Source organism: Bacillus sp. JNUCC-21, from assembly GCF_041222765.1.
In the GTDB taxonomy this organism is placed as follows: domain Bacteria; phylum Bacillota; class Bacilli; order Bacillales; family Bacillaceae; genus Bacillus; species Bacillus velezensis.
This window is the reverse complement of the sequence record NZ_CP166019.1, coordinates 1-18429: the sequence shown is the minus strand read 5'-3', so window position 1 is coordinate 18429 and position 18429 is coordinate 1. Positions and strand designations below refer to the sequence as shown.

Genomic DNA, 18429 nt, shown 5'->3' with positions numbered 1-18429 from the left:
TTTCTTATTTCTTAAAACCAGCCTGTTACCGTGTCAACGGCGCTGTTCCAGATTCCGGAGAAGAATCCGCCGATGCCGCGCATCATCTGAACAAACCAGTTTGCTTTATCTACATCATTTTTCGTTACAAGATTCACGCTGAACTCTTTGGATTTGAGGAAGCCATAGTCTTTGTCACTGCCTTTGTATGTAACTGTCAGCGTTCCGACTTTCGTTCCCTTTTTCACAGGTGCCGTGATTTCTTTTTTATCTAAAGTCACTTCGGCTTTATAGTTCTTTTCATCCCCGCTTTTCACAGGAATAGAAAGCGCCTTGTCAGTAACAATATCGACTTGCTTGTCTTTCCCTTTTTCAACGTCAATCGTTTTGTGCCCTTTTACTTGAGAGCCTTCAGGGTAAAGATCTTTCATTGAGAAATTGCTGTTAAATGCGTAATCGAGCATTTTTTTCGTTTCATCAAAACGTCCGGTATGCAGGTTGCCTTTTGCGTCTAATACAACGGTGATGACCCGCATTCCGTTCCGCTGTGCTGTGCTTGTAAAACAAGATCCCGCAGAATCAGTAGAACCCGTTTTTAAGCCGTCAACGCCAGGGTATTCAGAAACAAGACCTTTTAACATGAAGTTCCAGTTCGGCATGTCCATTTCATCATCAGTGCCGGCTCTGAATTTCGTCTTAGCGATGCTTGTTGTTTTGAGAACTTCCGGATAATCAGTGATCAGGCGGTCTGCAAGAAGCGCCATGTCTTTAGCAGAAACTTCACTTTCTTCTTTAACGCCTTCTCCTTGCGGCTGCTTGCCGTGAAGGTCTTCATTCACAAGCCCTGTGGCATTTTTAAAATCATAGTTTGTCATGCCTAATTCTTTAGCTTTCGCATTCATTTCAGCGACAAATTTCGTTTCAGTTCCGGCAAGAATTTCGGCAACTGCAATCGCGGCTCCGTTGGCAGAGTAAATCGCCATAGCCTGATACAGTTCTTTAACCGTGTATTTGCCGTCTTTTCGAAGGGGAACGTTTGATAAACTGTTGTCTTGAGAAATTTCATAGACATAATCATCAGGAGTATACGTTTGATCCCATTTCACTTTTCCTTCTTTAATGGCTTCCAGAAGCAGATATTCAGTCATCATTTTTGTCATGCTGGCAATCGGCAGTCTTTTGTCTGCATTTTTACTGTATAAAATTTTTCCCGATGAAGCCTCAATCATTATCGCAGCTGATGCGTTGACATCAATCGGGTCATTGCCGGCTGCCTCCGCTTTAGACATTGGAACAAAGCAAGTTGCGGCCAGTGCCAGTACCACTAATGACACCAACAGCTGTTTCCATTTCGTGATGTTCAATCTTACGACCTCCGTCATTCATTTTAAATCTATAATTAAGCCGTTAAGGACATATTCAAATTCAAAACACAACAGTATAAATTTTATCACACTCGATATAAAAAAAATAGACAGAGTCAGCGACCCTGTCAAATGTTTTTTATTTGTAACAATTATGAGATTGTGTAGTTTGGTGATTCTTTCGTAATTTGGACATCATGCGGATGACTTTCGCGAAGTCCGGCACCTGTCATGCGGATGAATTGAGCCTCTTCTCTTAAAGCGCGCAAGTCTTTTGAACCGCAATATCCCATACCTGAACGAAGACCGCCGACAAGCTGATACACTGTTTCTTCTACAGGACCTTTGTACGGAGTCCGTCCTTCGATACCTTCAGGGACGAATTTCTTATTTTCTTCTTGGAAATATCGGTCTTTACTGCCTTTTTCCATGGCAGCGACAGAACCCATACCCCGATACACTTTAAATCTTCTGCCTTGATAGATTTCAGTCTCTCCCGGGCTTTCTGAAGTACCGGCAAGCAGGCTTCCGAGCATTACGGCATGTCCGCCTGAAGCCAACGCTTTCGTAATATCTCCGGAGAATTTAATACCGCCGTCTGCGATAATTGTCGCACCGTGTTTTCTCGCTTCAGTGGCACAATCATAAATGGCAGTGATCTGCGGTACGCCTACACCTGCAACGACGCGTGTCGTACAGATAGAACCAGGTCCGATTCCCACTTTGACAATATTTGCTCCGGCTTCAATCAGAGCTTTTGTCGCTTCAGCCGTTGCAACATTTCCTGCGATAATGTTCAGTTCAGGATATGTTTCACGGATTTTCGCAACTGTGTTCAGTACGCCTCTGGAATGTCCGTGAGCCGTATCAACCACGATAACGTCGACATTCGCTTCAACAAGCTTGCTGACGCGTGTCATTGTATCGCCTGTCACGCCTACCGCAGCGCCGACAATAAGGCGTCCGTGTTCATCTTTAGATGAATTCGGAAATTCGATAACCTTTTCAATATCTTTGATCGTGATAAGACCTTTTAATTTGTTTTGGTCATCCACTAACGGAAGTTTTTCAATTTTATGTTTCTGTAAGATTTTTTCTGCTTCGTCTAATGTGGTTCCCACAGAAGCCGTAACCAGCTCTTCTTTTGTCATGACATCACTGATTTTCATTGAATAATCAGAGATAAAGCGAAGATCACGGTTTGTAATGATACCGACAAGCTTTTGATCGTCTTTATTATCTACGATCGGAACACCGGAAATTCTGTATTTCCCCATCAAATGCTCCGCATCGAATACTTGATGATCAGGTGTTAAAAAGAAGGGATTTGTAATAACGCCCCGTTCAGAACGTTTGACTTTGTCAACATGTTCAGCCTGCTGTTCGATGGACATGTTTTTATGGATAATGCCCAAGCCGCCCTGTCTGGCCATCGCAATCGCCATAGCTGATTCTGTTACTGTATCCATTCCCGCACTGATGACAGGAATGTTAAGCTTTAACGTCTTTGTCAGTTCAACAGATAAATCCACATCACGCGGAAGTACGTCTGATTGAGCCGGTACGAGCAGTACATCATCGAACGTTAAGCCTTCTTTTGAAAATTTACTTTCCCACATTAGTAAATCCCCCTCTTTTCGGCAAAATATTATATGTAGATTATCAACTAGAAAACAGCATGTCAAGGAAGCGAAAAAGAGTTGAAATATTTAGATAAAGGAAAGGGTTTAAAAATACATATGAGAGATCATGAGTGGAAAGAGTTATCATTATTTTATTCCGTAGAATCTTCCCAGAAATTTCTAAATAAAATCTATACAGAAAGCGGTATGGAAGAACCAAAACGATATGCGTTTAAGAACAGTGAGCGCTTCATATTCTTTATCAAACACGCCGAGTCCTTTTATAAGCAGGCATCTCTTTCCCCTTTAGAAATTAAGCCTATTCTGTTGTTTTACGGGATGTCACAATTGCTGAAAGCCTGCCTTCTGACCACAGATCCAAGCTATCCAAGCCACGCCTCAGTACTCGCGCATGGCGTGACTGCCCGGAAACGCAAAAAGCAAAATTACTCCTTTAGGGATGATGAAGTGAAGGTGCAGCGCAATGGCTTATGTATTCATGTAATGAAGCACTTATTCGGGATAGCTGGTCTTGAGGAAGAACGGTACACAATGAAGAAATTGCTGACAGCCATACCTGAATTGCATACTGTCTTTTACTTCCAAGAGAAAAAGAATTGGCTGACCCGAGTAGAGCTCAAAGATGACCTTATTTCAGTGCCTGAGCATGCGGTGATTCATTACAATATGTCTGATTCCCGATTTGCTGAATATATCAGCCATCATTTAAAGTGGTCTTTTCTGAGGAAAGACCATAACCACTTGGTTTTTGAGGCTGACCCGATAGACAGAGAACCTTGGTCTTCGCCAAATTTATTGTTTCACTTGGAGAAAAATCAATATTACATTCCCTCTCAGCGTGATCACTTCCTGCATCTTCCGGAAATGATTATTCATTATTTGGTCCTCTACAATATCGGGATGATTGCGAGATATGAAACGGAGTGGTGGTATGAACTGCTGACACAGCATGTCAGTGATGATTATGTGATGATCCGCCGGTTCTTAGATGTCACGGAACGCAAATTTCCGTATTACGTTTCTAATTTCCTGAAGCAATACTTATAAACAAAAAAGGCAGCTCATGATGAGCTGCCTTTACCATAATATAGCTTGGCGGCGTCCTACTCTCACAGGGGGAAACCCCCGACTACCATCGGCGCTGAAGAGCTTAACTTCCGTGTTCGGCATGGGAACGGGTGTGACCTCTTCGCTATCGCCACCAAACCATTGAGAGTGTTCTCTCAAAACTAGATAACAGTAAGCATACATTCAAATTGGTTAAGTCCTCGATCGATTAGTATCTGTCAGCTCCATGTGTCGCCACACTTCCACCTCAGACCTATCAACCTGATCATCTTTCAGGGATCTTACTTCCTTGCGGAATGGGAAATCTCATCTTGAGGGGGGCTTCATGCTTAGATGCTTTCAGCACTTATCCCGTCCGCACATAGCTACCCAGCGATGCCCTTGGCAGAACAACTGGTACACCAGCGGTGCGTCCATCCCGGTCCTCTCGTACTAAGGACAGCTCCTCTCAAATTTCCTGCGCCCGCGACGGATAGGGACCGAACTGTCTCACGACGTTCTGAACCCAGCTCGCGTACCGCTTTAATGGGCGAACAGCCCAACCCTTGGGACCGACTACAGCCCCAGGATGCGATGAGCCGACATCGAGGTGCCAAACCTCCCCGTCGATGTGGACTCTTGGGGGAGATAAGCCTGTTATCCCCGGGGTAGCTTTTATCCGTTGAGCGATGGCCCTTCCATGCGGAACCACCGGATCACTAAGCCCGACTTTCGTCCCTGCTCGACTTGTAGGTCTCGCAGTCAAGCTCCCTTGTGCCTTTACACTCTGCGAATGATTTCCAACCATTCTGAGGGAACCTTTGGGCGCCTCCGTTACCTTTTAGGAGGCGACCGCCCCAGTCAAACTGCCCACCTGACACTGTCTCCCCGCCCGATAAGGGCGGCGGGTTAGAAGGTCAATACAGCCAGGGTAGTATCCCACCGATGCCTCCACCGAAGCTGGCGCTCCGGTTTCCAAGGCTCCTACCTATCCTGTACAAGCTGTACCAACATTCAATATCAGGCTGCAGTAAAGCTCCACGGGGTCTTTCCGTCCTGTCGCGGGTAACCTGCATCTTCACAGGTACTATAATTTCACCGAGTCTCTCGTTGAGACAGTGCCCAGATCGTTGCGCCTTTCGTGCGGGTCGGAACTTACCCGACAAGGAATTTCGCTACCTTAGGACCGTTATAGTTACGGCCGCCGTTTACTGGGGCTTCAATTCGCACCTTCGCTTACGCTAAGCGCTCCTCTTAACCTTCCAGCACCGGGCAGGCGTCAGCCCCTATACTTCGCCTTACGGCTTCGCAGAGACCTGTGTTTTTGCTAAACAGTCGCCTGGGCCTATTCACTGCGGCTCTCTCGGGCTTGCACCCTAACAGAGCACCCCTTCTCCCGAAGTTACGGGGTCATTTTGCCGAGTTCCTTAACGAGAGTTCTCTCGATCACCTTAGGATTCTCTCCTCGCCTACCTGTGTCGGTTTGCGGTACGGGCACCTCTCACCTCGCTAGAGGCTTTTCTTGGCAGTGTGGAATCAGGAACTTCGCTACTATAATTCGCTCGCCATCACAGCTCAGCCTTCACGGGAAACGGATTTGCCTATTTCCCAGCCTAACTGCTTGGACGCGGATATCCAATACCGCGCTTACCCTATCCTCCTGCGTCCCCCCATTGCTCAAATGGTGAGGAGGTGGTACAGGAATATCAACCTGTTATCCATCGCCTACGCCTTTCGGCCTCGGCTTAGGTCCCGACTAACCCTGAGCGGACGAGCCTTCCTCAGGAAACCTTAGGCATTCGGTGGAGGGGATTCTCACCCCTCTTTCGCTACTCATACCGGCATTCTCACTTCTAAGCGCTCCACAAGTCCTTCCGGTCTTGCTTCACAGCCCTTAGAACGCTCTCCTACCACTGTTCGAAGAACAGTCCGCAGCTTCGGTGATACGTTTAGCCCCGGTACATTTTCGGCGCAGAGTCACTCGACCAGTGAGCTATTACGCACTCTTTAAATGGTGGCTGCTTCTAAGCCAACATCCTGGTTGTCTAAGCAACTCCACATCCTTTTCCACTTAACGTATACTTTGGGACCTTAGCTGGCGGTCTGGGCTGTTTCCCTTTCGACTACGGATCTTATCACTCGCAGTCTGACTCCCAAGGATAAGTCATCGGCATTCGGAGTTTGACTGAATTCGGTAACCCGGTAGGGGCCCCTAGTCCAATCAGTGCTCTACCTCCGAGACTCTTACCTTGAGGCTAGCCCTAAAGCTATTTCGGAGAGAACCAGCTATCTCCAGGTTCGATTGGCATTTCACCCCTACCCACACCTCATCCCCGCACTTTTCAACGTGCGTGGGTTCGGGCCTCCATTCAGTGTTACCTGAACTTCACCCTGGACATGGGTAGATCACCTGGTTTCGGGTCTACGACCACGTACTCAATTCGCCCTATTCAGACTCGCTTTCGCTGCGGCTCCGCATCTTCTGCTTAACCTTGCACGGGATCGTAACTCGCCGGTTCATTCTACAAAAGGCACGCCATCACCCGTTAACGGGCTCTGACTACTTGTAGGCACACGGTTTCAGGATCTCTTTCACTCCCCTTCCGGGGTGCTTTTCACCTTTCCCTCACGGTACTGGTTCACTATCGGTCACTAGGGAGTATTTAGCCTTGGGAGATGGTCCTCCCGGATTCCGACGGAATTTCACGTGTTCCGCCGTACTCAGGATCCACTCAGGAGAGAACGAAGTTTTGACTACAGGGCTGTTACCTCCTATGGCGGGCCTTTCCAGACCTCTTCATCTACCTCGTTCCTTTGTAACTCCGTACAGAGTGTCCTACAACCCCAAGAGGCAAGCCTCTTGGTTTGGGCTGATCCCGTTTCGCTCGCCGCTACTCAGGGAATCGCATTTGCTTTCTCTTCCTCCGGGTACTTAGATGTTTCAGTTCCCCGGGTCTGCCTTCTCATATCCTATGTATTCAGATATGGATACCACTCCATTACGAGTGGTGGGTTTCCCCATTCGGAAATCTCCGGATCAAAGCTTGCTTACAGCTCCCCGAAGCATATCGGTGTTCGTCCCGTCCTTCATCGGCTCCTAGTGCCAAGGCATCCACCGTGCGCCCTTTCTAACTTAACCGTTAAAAAGAATCACTACGTGATATCTTGCATTACTAATTGAATGTGAATTACTTCTGTTATCTAGTTTTCAAAGAACACGTTGGTGGAGCCTAGCGGGATCGAACCGCTGACCTCCTGCGTGCAAAGCAGGCGCTCTCCCAGCTGAGCTAAGGCCCCGTATTGGGTAAAGATGGTGGGCCTGAGTGGACTCGAACCACCGACCTCACGCTTATCAGGCGTGCGCTCTAACCAGCTGAGCTACAGGCCCATCTACCATATGAAAGAATCAAAGTTCCTTCAAAACTAAACAAGACAGGGAACGTTCTGTTTATAAGACCCAAGGTCTTATATTCCGTTAAAATCCTTAGAAAGGAGGTGATCCAGCCGCACCTTCCGATACGGCTACCTTGTTACGACTTCACCCCAATCATCTGTCCCACCTTCGGCGGCTGGCTCCTAAAAGGTTACCTCACCGACTTCGGGTGTTACAAACTCTCGTGGTGTGACGGGCGGTGTGTACAAGGCCCGGGAACGTATTCACCGCGGCATGCTGATCCGCGATTACTAGCGATTCCAGCTTCACGCAGTCGAGTTGCAGACTGCGATCCGAACTGAGAACAGATTTGTGGGATTGGCTTAACCTCGCGGTTTCGCTGCCCTTTGTTCTGTCCATTGTAGCACGTGTGTAGCCCAGGTCATAAGGGGCATGATGATTTGACGTCATCCCCACCTTCCTCCGGTTTGTCACCGGCAGTCACCTTAGAGTGCCCAACTGAATGCTGGCAACTAAGATCAAGGGTTGCGCTCGTTGCGGGACTTAACCCAACATCTCACGACACGAGCTGACGACAACCATGCACCACCTGTCACTCTGCCCCCGAAGGGGACGTCCTATCTCTAGGATTGTCAGAGGATGTCAAGACCTGGTAAGGTTCTTCGCGTTGCTTCGAATTAAACCACATGCTCCACCGCTTGTGCGGGCCCCCGTCAATTCCTTTGAGTTTCAGTCTTGCGACCGTACTCCCCAGGCGGAGTGCTTAATGCGTTAGCTGCAGCACTAAGGGGCGGAAACCCCCTAACACTTAGCACTCATCGTTTACGGCGTGGACTACCAGGGTATCTAATCCTGTTCGCTCCCCACGCTTTCGCTCCTCAGCGTCAGTTACAGACCAGAGAGTCGCCTTCGCCACTGGTGTTCCTCCACATCTCTACGCATTTCACCGCTACACGTGGAATTCCACTCTCCTCTTCTGCACTCAAGTTCCCCAGTTTCCAATGACCCTCCCCGGTTGAGCCGGGGGCTTTCACATCAGACTTAAGAAACCGCCTGCGAGCCCTTTACGCCCAATAATTCCGGACAACGCTTGCCACCTACGTATTACCGCGGCTGCTGGCACGTAGTTAGCCGTGGCTTTCTGGTTAGGTACCGTCAAGGTGCCGCCCTATTTGAACGGCACTTGTTCTTCCCTAACAACAGAGCTTTACGATCCGAAAACCTTCATCACTCACGCGGCGTTGCTCCGTCAGACTTTCGTCCATTGCGGAAGATTCCCTACTGCTGCCTCCCGTAGGAGTCTGGGCCGTGTCTCAGTCCCAGTGTGGCCGATCACCCTCTCAGGTCGGCTACGCATCGTCGCCTTGGTGAGCCGTTACCTCACCAACTAGCTAATGCGCCGCGGGTCCATCTGTAAGTGGTAGCCGAAGCCACCTTTTATGTCTGAACCATGCGGTTCAGACAACCATCCGGTATTAGCCCCGGTTTCCCGGAGTTATCCCAGTCTTACAGGCAGGTTACCCACGTGTTACTCACCCGTCCGCCGCTAACATCAGGGAGCAAGCTCCCATCTGTCCGCTCGACTTGCATGTATTAGGCACGCCGCCAGCGTTCGTCCTGAGCCAGGATCAAACTCTCCGATAAAGTAGTTTGACTGACTACGCACATCGCTGTGCGATTTATTTAAAACTTTGAATTAACAGGTACGTTTTGTCTTGTTTAGTTTTCAAAGAACTTTGTTGCTTCTCTCGAAGCGACCTCTTAATCATAACATTTTCAGTTTGCTAGGTCAATACTTTTTCAAAAAATATTTTCGCTAGGCTTGCCTTTCTATTAAAAAGACAACAAAAATGATTATATCAGCATCATCACTATGTGTCAAAGCTTTTTTTCATTTCTTTATATAGTAAAAGCGCAGCCTGTTACAGCTGCGCTTTTGCGTTTATACTTCTTCCGTTTCTTCCGGGTCTTCCGGCTCTTCTTCATTCTTTTCCACAAGCGCCACAGTGGCTACATGCTCTTGATCAGACATGCGGATCAGACGGACGCCTTGTGTTACGCGTCCCGTAGTGGAGATATCATTAATATCCATTCTGATTAACACGCCGCTTGCCGTAATAATCATTAAGTCCTCTTCGCCTTTTGTTGCTTTCACGGTTACTAACGGACCGTTGCTGTCAGTGATTTTACATGTTTTAAGGCCTTTTCCGCCCCGGCTTTGAACTCTGTATTCTGAAGCCGGTGTGCGTTTGCCGTAGCCGTTTTCTGTCACTATGAGGACATGGGAGTCTTCTTCAAGAATCTCCATGCCTACCACAACATCATCGTCTGTCAGCGTGATGCCTTTAACACCCGCAGCTGTGCGTCCCATTTGTCTTACATCTGCTTCAGGGAAACGGATCAGCAAACCGTTCTTCGTTCCGATGATGATTTGTTTCTTGCCGTCAGTCAGGCGGACGGCCATCAGTTCATCGTCTTCCCGGAGACCTAGGGCGATCAGCCCGTTATTCCGTATATTCGCAAACTGGGACAGTGCCGTACGTTTCGACACCCCTTGTTTGGTCGTAAAGAAGAGGTATTGCTCCTCATCAAACGTGCTGACCGGAATAATAGCATTAATCCATTCGCCTTTTTCAACCTCCAGAAGGTTAATAATCGGAATGCCTTTTGCCGTACGGCCGTATTCAGGGATTTCATATCCTTTAGAACGGTATACCTTCCCTTTATTAGAGAAGAACAGGATCGTATCGTGCGTTGATGTGGAAATTAAGTGTTCCACAAAGTCATCTTCATTCGTTCCCATTCCCTGTACGCCTTTTCCGCCCCGTTTTTGGCTGCGGTATGTGGACGCCGGGAGACGTTTAACATAGCCGTTATGGGTCAGTGTGATGACGATATTTTCTCTCTCGATAAGATCTTCATCTTCAATTGTTTCAAGACCGGACGTCACGATTTCAGTGCGTCTCTCATCATTGAAACGCTCTTTGATTTCATTAAGTTCTTCACGGATGATCTCAAGAACTCTTGCTTCATTGGCTAAAATATCTTTCAGCTCGGCGATAAGCGCAACAAGTGATTGATATTCCTCTTCAATCTTTTCGCGCTCCAGACCGGTTAATCGCTGAAGGCGCATATCCAGAATGGCTTGCGCTTGTTTTTCAGTCAGTGAGAATTGTTCGATCAAACCTGTTCTCGCAATTTCAGCCGTCTGGGAATTGCGGATAAGAGAAATAACGGCATCTAAATGATCGAGAGCAATTCTTAAACCTTCCAGAATGTGAGCTCTCGCTTCCGCTTTGCGGAGTTCGTAAGCCGTTCTGCGCCGGATCACAACCTTCTGGTGATCAAGATAATGCTCCAGACATTGTTTCAGGCTTAGTACCTTCGGCTGTCCGTCAACGAGCGCCAGCAGGTTGATTCCGAAAGACGTCTGCAGGGCCGTTTGTTTGTACAGGTTATTCAAAATGACGTGAGCATTGGCGTCACGGCGGATCTCAATGACGATTCTCATTCCGTTACGGTCGGATTCGTCACGCAGATCGGTAATTCCTTCGATTTTTTTGTCCCGGACAAGATCTGCGATTTTTTCAATTAATCTCGCTTTGTTCACCTGATAAGGAAGTTCCGTGACAATAATTCTTTCTTTTCCCGATGATGTCTCTTCGATTTCAGCCTTAGCCCGGATCGTAATGGATCCCCGTCCGGATTCATATGCCTTGCGGATGCCGCTCCGGCCTAAAATCTGACCTGCAGTCGGAAAATCCGGGCCCGGGATGTATTCCATCAGCTCCTGGTTTGTAATCTCAGGATTCTCACTTACGGCAAGCACGCCTTCAATGACTTCCCCAAGCTGATGCGGAGGAATATTTGTCGCCATTCCGACCGCGATACCGGCAGCTCCGTTGACGAGCAGATTCGGAAATCTCGAAGGCATGACGGCAGGTTCTCTTTCTGCGCCGTCATAGTTATCTTGATAATCAATCGTATCTTTCGTAATGTCCCGGAGGATTTCCATTGCGATTTTTGACATTCTCGCTTCTGTGTAACGCATCGCGGCCGCTGAGTCGCCGTCAACCGAACCGAAGTTGCCGTGTCCGTCAACAAGCATGTAGCGGTAGTTAAAATCCTGCGCCATTCTGACCATTGATTCGTAAACCGCTGAGTCACCGTGCGGGTGGTACTTACCGATAACTTCACCGACGATACGGGCAGATTTTTTATATGGTTTGTCACTGGTCATGCCTAAATCATTCATCGCGTACAAAATCCGTCTGTGAACCGGCTTCAGACCGTCACGCACATCCGGAAGCGCCCGGGATACGATAACGCTCATTGCATAGTCCAGGAAGGATGTCCGCATTTCCTGACTGATATTGACTTCACGTACTTGTGGTGTGTTTTGTTCACTCATTAAAAAAACCTCCCTGAAGTATCACATGAAATAATGTGGGAGTAGATTGTCCATTATGATCTTCAATACGATTTCACTATTCTCCATTATATCAATAAACTTGTGTTTATACACATTAATTTAGTAGAATATACGGGTTTTGCGGGTTTTCAGAGGCTTTAGAAGCCGCTTTGAGAAAAAAGCCTTATTTCTTAACGAAAATAAGGCTTTCTTGGTTAAATATCAAGATTTTTCACGTATCTGGCGTTTGCTTCTATGAAGTTTCTCCGCGGTTCTACTTTGTCACCCATCAGCATTTCAAAAGTCTCGTCAGCGTCCATTGCATCTTCAAGATTGACTTGCAGAAGCGTTCTGGTCGCAGGGTCCATTGTCGTTTCCCAAAGCTGAGTCGCGTTCATTTCTCCAAGACCTTTATAACGCTGGAGGCCGGGCTTAGGTGATTGCGGAAGTTCTTTTAACAGCTCATCAAGCTGCTTATCATTATAAGCGTATTCCACCCGTTTTCCCTGCTGCACTTTATAAAGCGGCGGCTGGGCAATGTAGACATAGCCGTTTTCGATGATTTCCCGCATGTATCTGTAGAAGAACGTTAATAAAAGCGTTCTGATGTGGGCGCCGTCAACATCGGCATCCGTCATGATGACCACTTTATGATAACGCGCTTTTTCAAGATTAAAATCTTCTCCGATTCCTGTTCCGAGGGCCGTGATCATTGATCTGACCTCATTGTTTGAGAGAATCTTATCAAGTCTGGCTTTCTCAACGTTCAGAATCTTACCGCGCAGCGGCAGAATAGCTTGGAAATGACGGTCCCGTCCCTGTTTCGCTGATCCGCCCGCAGAGTCACCCTCTACGATATACAGCTCGGAAATGCTCGGATCTTTAGAAGAACAGTCCGCCAGTTTGCCCGGCAGATTGGAAATCTCAAGCGCACTTTTGCGGCGGGTCAATTCCCGCGCTTTTTTCGCTGCCATCCGCGCTCTTGCGGCCATTAAACCTTTTTCAACGATTTTGCGGGCTGAGTCCGGATTTTCAAGAAGGAATGTTTCCAGCGCAGAAGAAAACAGCGTATCAGTGATCGTTCTCGCTTCGGAGTTGCCGAGCTTGGTTTTCGTCTGCCCTTCGAATTGCGGATCAGGGTGCTTAATTGAAATAATGGCAGTCAGCCCTTCTCTCACATCATCCCCGCTTAAATTCGGATCATTTTCTTTGAAAATCCCTTTTCTTCTTGCATAGTCGTTTATGACACGGGTCAGACCGGTTTTAAATCCGGCTTCGTGCGTCCCGCCTTCGTATGTGTTGATATTATTCGTGAAAGAATAAATATTGCTTGTATAGCTGTCGTTGTATTGCAATGCAACTTCAACCGTTATGCCGTCTTTCTCGCCTTCGATATAAATCGGCTCTTCATGAACGACTTCTTTGGAACGGTTTAAGTACTCAACATAGCTTTTGATTCCGCCTTCGTAGTGGTACTCGTTTTTCCGTTCTTGTCCTTCACGTTTGTCTTCAATCGTGATGTTTACGCCTTTTGTCAGGAAGGCCAATTCCCGGACACGGTTTGAAAGCAGATCATAGTCGTATACGATTGTTTCTTTGAAGATTTCCGGATCCGGAACGAAGTGCGTAATCGTTCCGGTCTTATCAGTATCACCGATCACTTCAAGATCGGCCACAGGTACACCGCGCTCGTACGCCTGATAGTGGATTTTTCCGTCACGATGAACCGTAACGTCAAGAGTGGTCGACAAGGCGTTTACGACAGATGCCCCTACACCGTGAAGACCGCCGGATACTTTATATCCGCTTCCGTCAAATTTACCGCCGGCGTGGAGAACGGTCATGATGACTTCAACCGCAGGGCGGCCCATCTTCTCCTGGATACCGACCGGAATTCCGCGCCCGTTGTCCTTAACGGTAATGCTGTTATCTTTTTCAATCTCGATGTTAATATCTGTACAATAACCGGCCAGGGCTTCGTCAATACTGTTGTCGACGATTTCCCACACCAAGTGGTGAAGGCCTTTGCTGTTAGTTGATCCGATGTACATCCCCGGTCTCTTTCGAACAGCTTCCAAACCTTCTAATACCTGTATCTGATTCTCATCATAACTATTTTGCTGCTGTTCCATAGCCATGCACATTCACCTACACTTTTCTTAAACGATATATTCATTGTAAAGATCCGCTAAGAATCTATTTCTAACATAAATTGCGCACGTTTCTTCAGTGTGCCGGAAGATAAGGGAGAGTAATATATATTCTCAGTCGTGACTACGATAGACTTTGGCGTGCCGTTTACGGACGGCACTACTTTTTCTTTCTGTCTGTCCAGAAATTCTTCAACGATCGGCGATACATTGACCTTGCAGTCAAAAATGCCCACGATATCGCGTGTTGAAACGACAAAGTCGTCACCTAAATGAATATACAATCGCTCACCTCATTTCTTCACTTCACTAACGTACCGTTTTCCACACGGAACATTCCTGCTTGATGTAAGGTATCGTGGTCAATGCCATCCACGCTTGTCGTGGTGACAAATGTCTGCACACGGCCTTGGATCGTATGAAGCAAATGGGACTGTCGGTAATCATCCAGCTCGCTTAGTACATCATCCAAAAGTAAAATGGGGTATTCTCCGATTTCTTCATGAATCAAATCTATTTCGGCCAGCTTCAAAGACAAAGCCGTCGTACGCTGCTGTCCCTGTGAACCGTACGTCTGCACATCGCGTCCGTTCACATAAAAAAGGACATCATCCCGATGCGGTCCGAATAATGTGACGCCTCGTTCTATTTCTTTTTCTTTTAATTTCGAAAAAGACTCCTGGTAGCTGTTACCTATTTTCGACAAATCTTTGGGATCTGATACATCAAGCGCCGTGTGGTACTTAAGCGTCAGTTCTTCAAGTCCCCGGGAAATGCCGGAATGGATCGGCTGCGCCCATTTTTCAAGCTGCGCCGTAAACTGCAGACGTTTGGCGACAACTTTTGCGGCTGCTTCAATCAGCTGATCAGTGAGAACGTCAAGCATGGTCCGGTCAGTCTGTTTCCGGCTTTGCAGCTGTTTCAGAAAATGATTCCGCTGTGAAAGGATTTTTTGATAAAGAGATAAATCATACAGATAAACGGCAGAAACCTGCCCGATCTCCATATCGAGAAATCTCCTCCTCACCTGAGGGCTTCCTTTGACGAGATTTAAATCCTCAGGGGCAAACATAATGGTGTTCAGCGCTCCGACATACTGACTGAGTTTTTGCTGCTCTATATGATTGACCTTGCCCTTTTTACCTTTTTTGGAGATGACAAGCTGCATCGGGATATCCCCGTTTCGCTTCATCACTCTTCCTTCTATTTTAGCATAGTCTTCGTCCCACCGTATAAGTTCTTTGTCATTTGAGGTGCGGTGTGATTTTGCCATCGAAAGGACATAGATGGCTTCCATCAGATTGGTTTTGCCTTGGGCATTTTCCCCGATGATCACATTCACCTTGTTTTCGAATTGAAGCTCAGCGCGCTCATAATTACGGTAGGATGTTAATTCTAAATTTTGGATATACAACCGCTGTCACCCGCTTTAATTGACGACTTGAAATGAACCAAATCCTTCAATCGCGACCACGTCTCCAACGTAAAGCTTTCTGCCGCGGCGATTGTCAGGTTCATTGTTGACAGTCACCTCATGCTCGCTCAGAAACCACTTCGCCATGCCGCCGGACTGAATCACATCGGCTAATTTTAAAAACTGGCCAAGCGTAATCATTTCTGTATCAATCGAAATCGGATTTGCCATATTATCGACCTCTTTCAAATATCACTAATATCTAATTGTACTAAAAAATCCTGAAATAAGGAAAGGGAAAACTTGAGGGAGCGGCTGATGAATAGAAAAGCTGCCGAACTAAGCCGGCAGCACATTCTGTTTGATTAATACGTTCTGACCGGAAGGATGAGCTGAACGATGGTTTCATCATTCGGCGTACGGATAAGAAACGGTCTCATCGCTCCCGTAAAACTGATACGGATGTCCGCTCCTTCAAGTACTTTCAGTGCGTCCATCATATATTTTGGACTGAATGAAATATTTAATTCCTCGCCGTCAATCTGGTCAGCCAGAACAGCTTCGACCACTTTCCCGATTTCCGGAGAATTTGATGAAATCTCCAGCGAATCCGCCGGTTTGGCAGAAAGCTTTACAACGTTGTTGCGGCCTTCTCTCGCCAATAAAGAAGCACGGTCTATCGCCTGTAAAAATTCCTTCGTGTTCACGACGATTTCCGTTTTGCTTTCCTGCGGAATTAAGCTGGTCGTGTCCGGATAGTTTCCGTCAAGCAATCTTGAGAAGAACAATACGTTTTTCGCTTTGAACAGAACTTGGGTTTCTGTAATGACGATATCAACCAGTTCTTGGTTGTCATCAAGAATTTTGCTCAGCTCGGTTAAGCTTTTCCCGGGAATGACCACGTTATAAGAGCTGTCTTCCGGAATATCAAGCTTCGCCTTTCTTAAAGCGAGTCGGTGGCTATCCGTGGCAGTGCATAATAATTCACCGTTTTCGACTTTCCAGTTTACACCTGTCAAGATAGGGCGTGTTTCTGAGGCGGACACCGCGAACACGGTTTGGCGAATCAGGTTTTTCAAAAGATCCGTCGGAATCTGAATGGCGTGATGCTCTTCGATTTGCGGCAGATGCGGATATTCATCTGCATCAAGGCCGTTTAAATTAAATTCGGCTTTTCCGGAACGGATAATCGTTAAATATTGATTTTGAACTTCGATTTCAACAGTCGCCATCGGAAGTTTTTTAACGATTTCGCTGAAGAAACGCGCTTGCAGCACGATACTTCCCGGCTGATCGATCGTCACGATTTCTTTATCATCATCTTCTTTCGGAATGAATGACTCGATTGAAATATCAGAGTCACTTCCTGTGAAAGATACTCCTTCATCTGAGGCGACGATCTTAATACCGGTGAGAATGGGAATTGTGGTTCTGGATGAAACGGCTTTTAGAACGTCTTGTACACTTTCGACTAAACGATCTTTTTGAATCGTAAATTTCATGTTTATCCTCCTAACGGATAATATAATTAATATATTTTAAAAATAGCAGTAGTAATAGTAGGGCCTGTGGATTTGTGGATAAGTTGTGAAAAAGACAGGAAACACAGCCTATCCACATGTGGACAGACTGTGTATGGCTATGAAAAAGTTATTCACACTTTCCCCGATTCATCCGAGGGCACTATTATTTAAGCAGTTCTTTTATTTCTTTCACCTGCTGCTGAAGCTGCTCGTCATCAATCAGCAGTTTTGAAATCTTTTCATGGGCGTGAATGACGGTTGTATGGTCTCTGCCGCCAAATTCTTCCCCGATTTTAGGCAAAGAAGAATCCGTCATTTCTCTTGAAAGATACATCGCAATTTGTCTTGGGAACGCCACGGATTTCGTGCGCTTTTTCGCTTTGAAATCTTCAAGCTTAATGTTGAACTGCTGTCCGACAATCCGCTGAATCTCTTTTATCGTAATGACCTTCGGCTTAGAAGACGGAATAATATCTTTCAATGCTTCTGCAGCCAGGTCTGCGTTAATGTCTTTATTGATTAAGGATGAATAGGCGACAACCCGGATTAATGCCCCTTCCAGTTCGCGGATGTTGCTGTCAATCTGATTCGCGATGTAAAGCATGACCTCGTTCGGAATATCAAGGCCTTCCGCCTTCGCTTTTTTTCTCAGGATGGCAATCCGCGTTTCCAGATCCGGCGGTGTGATATCCGTAATCAATCCCCATTCGAACCGCGAACGCAGGCGGTCTTCAAGGGTCGGGATCTCTTTCGGCGGTCTGTCGCTGGAAATCACGATTTGTTTGCTTTCTTCATGAAGCGTGTTGAATGTATGGAAAAACTCTTCCTGTGTTTGTTCTTTTCCGGCTAAAAATTGAATATCATCTATCAAAAGTACATCAACGTTCCGGTAGCGGTTGCGGAAATCAACGGCTTTATTATCGCGGATTGAGTTGATGAATTCATTTGTGAATTTTTCAGAAGACAGGTACACCACTTTGGCTGAAGGATTATGATCAATGACATAATGGCCGATTGCGTGCATTAAGTGGGTTTTTCCTAAGCCGACTCCCCCGTATATAAATAAAGGGTTGTACGCTTTAGCGGGTGCTTCCGCCACAGCCAGTGATGCTGCATGGGCGAATCGGTTTCCCGATCCGATGACGAATGTGTCGAATGTATATTTCGGGTTGAGCATGCTTTGGGGAAAATCAGACGGTTCCTCTTTTGCCGCTTTTTTCACTTGCGGTTTCGGTAAAAAGTTTTCTTCGTCCTGATTTTGAGGAATGACAAATTTGACGCTCAACTCTTCCCCGGTTAATTCGTATATGGTATCTGCAATGAGATGTAAGTACCTGGACTCCAGCCAGTCTCTGGCAAATTCATTGGGAGCGGTGATGGTTAAGGTATCCCCTTGCAGCGAATGGGCTTTCGTCGACTTCATCCAAGTTTCGAAACTCGGTTTGCTTAGCTTTTTCTCAATTTGAGCTAGAGCTTGATTCCAAAGATCTAATATATTCTCCAT

The 18429-nt window shown here is 46.8% G+C and carries 10 protein-coding genes, 2 tRNA genes and 3 rRNA genes; 1 reads left to right on the top strand and 14 read right to left on the bottom strand.

Annotated features, from left to right (window positions below; translation table 11 throughout):
- Nucleotides 1-11 precede the first annotated feature (11 nt).
- Both dacA and guaB read right to left on the bottom strand, forming a co-directional pair.
- On the bottom strand, nt 12-1343 hold the full coding sequence (gene dacA, locus JNUCC21_RS00075) for a D-alanyl-D-alanine carboxypeptidase (protein WP_015239011.1): 1332 nt from the start codon (nt 1341-1343) through the stop codon (nt 12-14).
- 152 nt (nt 1344-1495) lie between these two features.
- Nucleotides 1496-2962, bottom strand: a complete 1467-nt coding sequence (guaB, locus tag JNUCC21_RS00070; RefSeq protein ID WP_007408741.1) for an IMP dehydrogenase — start codon at nt 2960-2962, stop codon at nt 1496-1498.
- Between the two features lie 120 nt (nt 2963-3082).
- On the opposite strand from guaB, the gene JNUCC21_RS00065 reads away from it, so the two are divergent.
- Nucleotides 3083-4033, top strand: coding sequence for a YaaC family protein (locus JNUCC21_RS00065; RefSeq protein ID WP_285980403.1), 951 nt, complete (start codon nt 3083-3085; stop codon nt 4031-4033).
- Between the two features lie 43 nt (nt 4034-4076).
- On the opposite strand, the gene rrf is transcribed toward JNUCC21_RS00065, so the two are convergent.
- From rrf to dnaA, 12 genes are all read right to left on the bottom strand, one after another.
- Nucleotides 4077-4192 (bottom strand): 5S ribosomal RNA (gene rrf, locus JNUCC21_RS00060).
- A 50-nt stretch (nt 4193-4242) separates the two neighbouring features.
- Nucleotides 4243-7172 (bottom strand): 23S ribosomal RNA (locus JNUCC21_RS00055).
- Nucleotides 7173-7254: 82 nt separating this feature from the next.
- Nucleotides 7255-7330, bottom strand: a tRNA-Ala gene (locus tag JNUCC21_RS00050).
- A gap of 14 nt (nt 7331-7344) precedes the next feature.
- Nucleotides 7345-7421: transfer RNA gene (locus JNUCC21_RS00045), tRNA-Ile, on the bottom strand.
- Between the two features lie 100 nt (nt 7422-7521).
- Nucleotides 7522-9071 (bottom strand): 16S ribosomal RNA (locus JNUCC21_RS00040).
- Together the 16S, 23S and 5S rRNA genes with 2 tRNA genes alongside form the textbook arrangement of a ribosomal RNA operon.
- A 298-nt stretch (nt 9072-9369) precedes the next feature.
- Complete coding sequence (gene gyrA, locus JNUCC21_RS00035; protein WP_369878480.1) at nt 9370-11838, bottom strand: DNA gyrase subunit A; 2469 nt, start codon at nt 11836-11838, stop codon at nt 9370-9372.
- 215 nt (nt 11839-12053) lie between these two features.
- Nucleotides 12054-13970, bottom strand: a complete 1917-nt coding sequence (gene gyrB / locus JNUCC21_RS00030; protein WP_011996153.1) for a DNA topoisomerase (ATP-hydrolyzing) subunit B — start codon at nt 13968-13970, stop codon at nt 12054-12056.
- Nucleotides 13971-14026: 56 nt separating this feature from the next.
- Complete coding sequence (remB, locus tag JNUCC21_RS00025; RefSeq protein WP_004392908.1) at nt 14027-14272, bottom strand: extracellular matrix regulator RemB; 246 nt, start codon at nt 14270-14272, stop codon at nt 14027-14029.
- Nucleotides 14273-14289: 17 nt separating this feature from the next.
- Nucleotides 14290-15402, bottom strand: coding sequence for a DNA replication/repair protein RecF (gene recF, locus JNUCC21_RS00020; RefSeq protein WP_007409910.1), 1113 nt, complete (start codon nt 15400-15402; stop codon nt 14290-14292).
- A gap of 15 nt (nt 15403-15417) precedes the next feature.
- A complete protein-coding gene (gene rlbA, locus JNUCC21_RS00015; RefSeq protein ID WP_004392910.1) occupies nt 15418-15633 on the bottom strand; it encodes a ribosome maturation protein RlbA in 216 nt (71 codons plus the stop codon).
- Between the two features lie 134 nt (nt 15634-15767).
- Nucleotides 15768-16904, bottom strand: a complete 1137-nt coding sequence (gene dnaN, locus JNUCC21_RS00010; protein WP_007409909.1) for a DNA polymerase III subunit beta — start codon at nt 16902-16904, stop codon at nt 15768-15770.
- 184 nt (nt 16905-17088) lie between these two features.
- Nucleotides 17089-18429: a chromosomal replication initiator protein DnaA gene (dnaA, locus tag JNUCC21_RS00005; RefSeq protein WP_007409908.1), complete on the bottom strand. Its 1341-nt coding sequence runs from the start codon at nt 18427-18429 to the stop codon at nt 17089-17091.

Excerpts from the sequence above, each read along its gene's own strand:
- guaB (WP_007408741.1), bottom strand. The coding sequence starts at position 2,962 with ATGTGGGAAAGTAAATTTTCAAAAGAAGGCTTAACGTTCGATGATGTA.
- dnaN (WP_007409909.1), bottom strand. The coding sequence starts at position 16,904 with ATGAAATTTACGATTCAAAAAGATCGTTTAGTCGAAAGTGTACAAGAC.
- gyrA (WP_369878480.1), bottom strand. The coding sequence starts at position 11,838 with ATGAGTGAACAAAACACACCACAAGTACGTGAAGTCAATATCAGTCAG.
- gyrB (WP_011996153.1), bottom strand. The coding sequence starts at position 13,970 with ATGGAACAGCAGCAAAATAGTTATGATGAGAATCAGATACAGGTATTA.
- JNUCC21_RS00065 (WP_285980403.1), top strand. The coding sequence starts at position 3,083 with ATGAGAGATCATGAGTGGAAAGAGTTATCATTATTTTATTCCGTAGAA.
- rlbA (WP_004392910.1), bottom strand. The coding sequence starts at position 15,633 with ATGGCAAATCCGATTTCGATTGATACAGAAATGATTACGCTTGGCCAG.
- dnaA (WP_007409908.1), bottom strand. The coding sequence starts at position 18,429 with ATGGAGAATATATTAGATCTTTGGAATCAAGCTCTAGCTCAAATTGAG.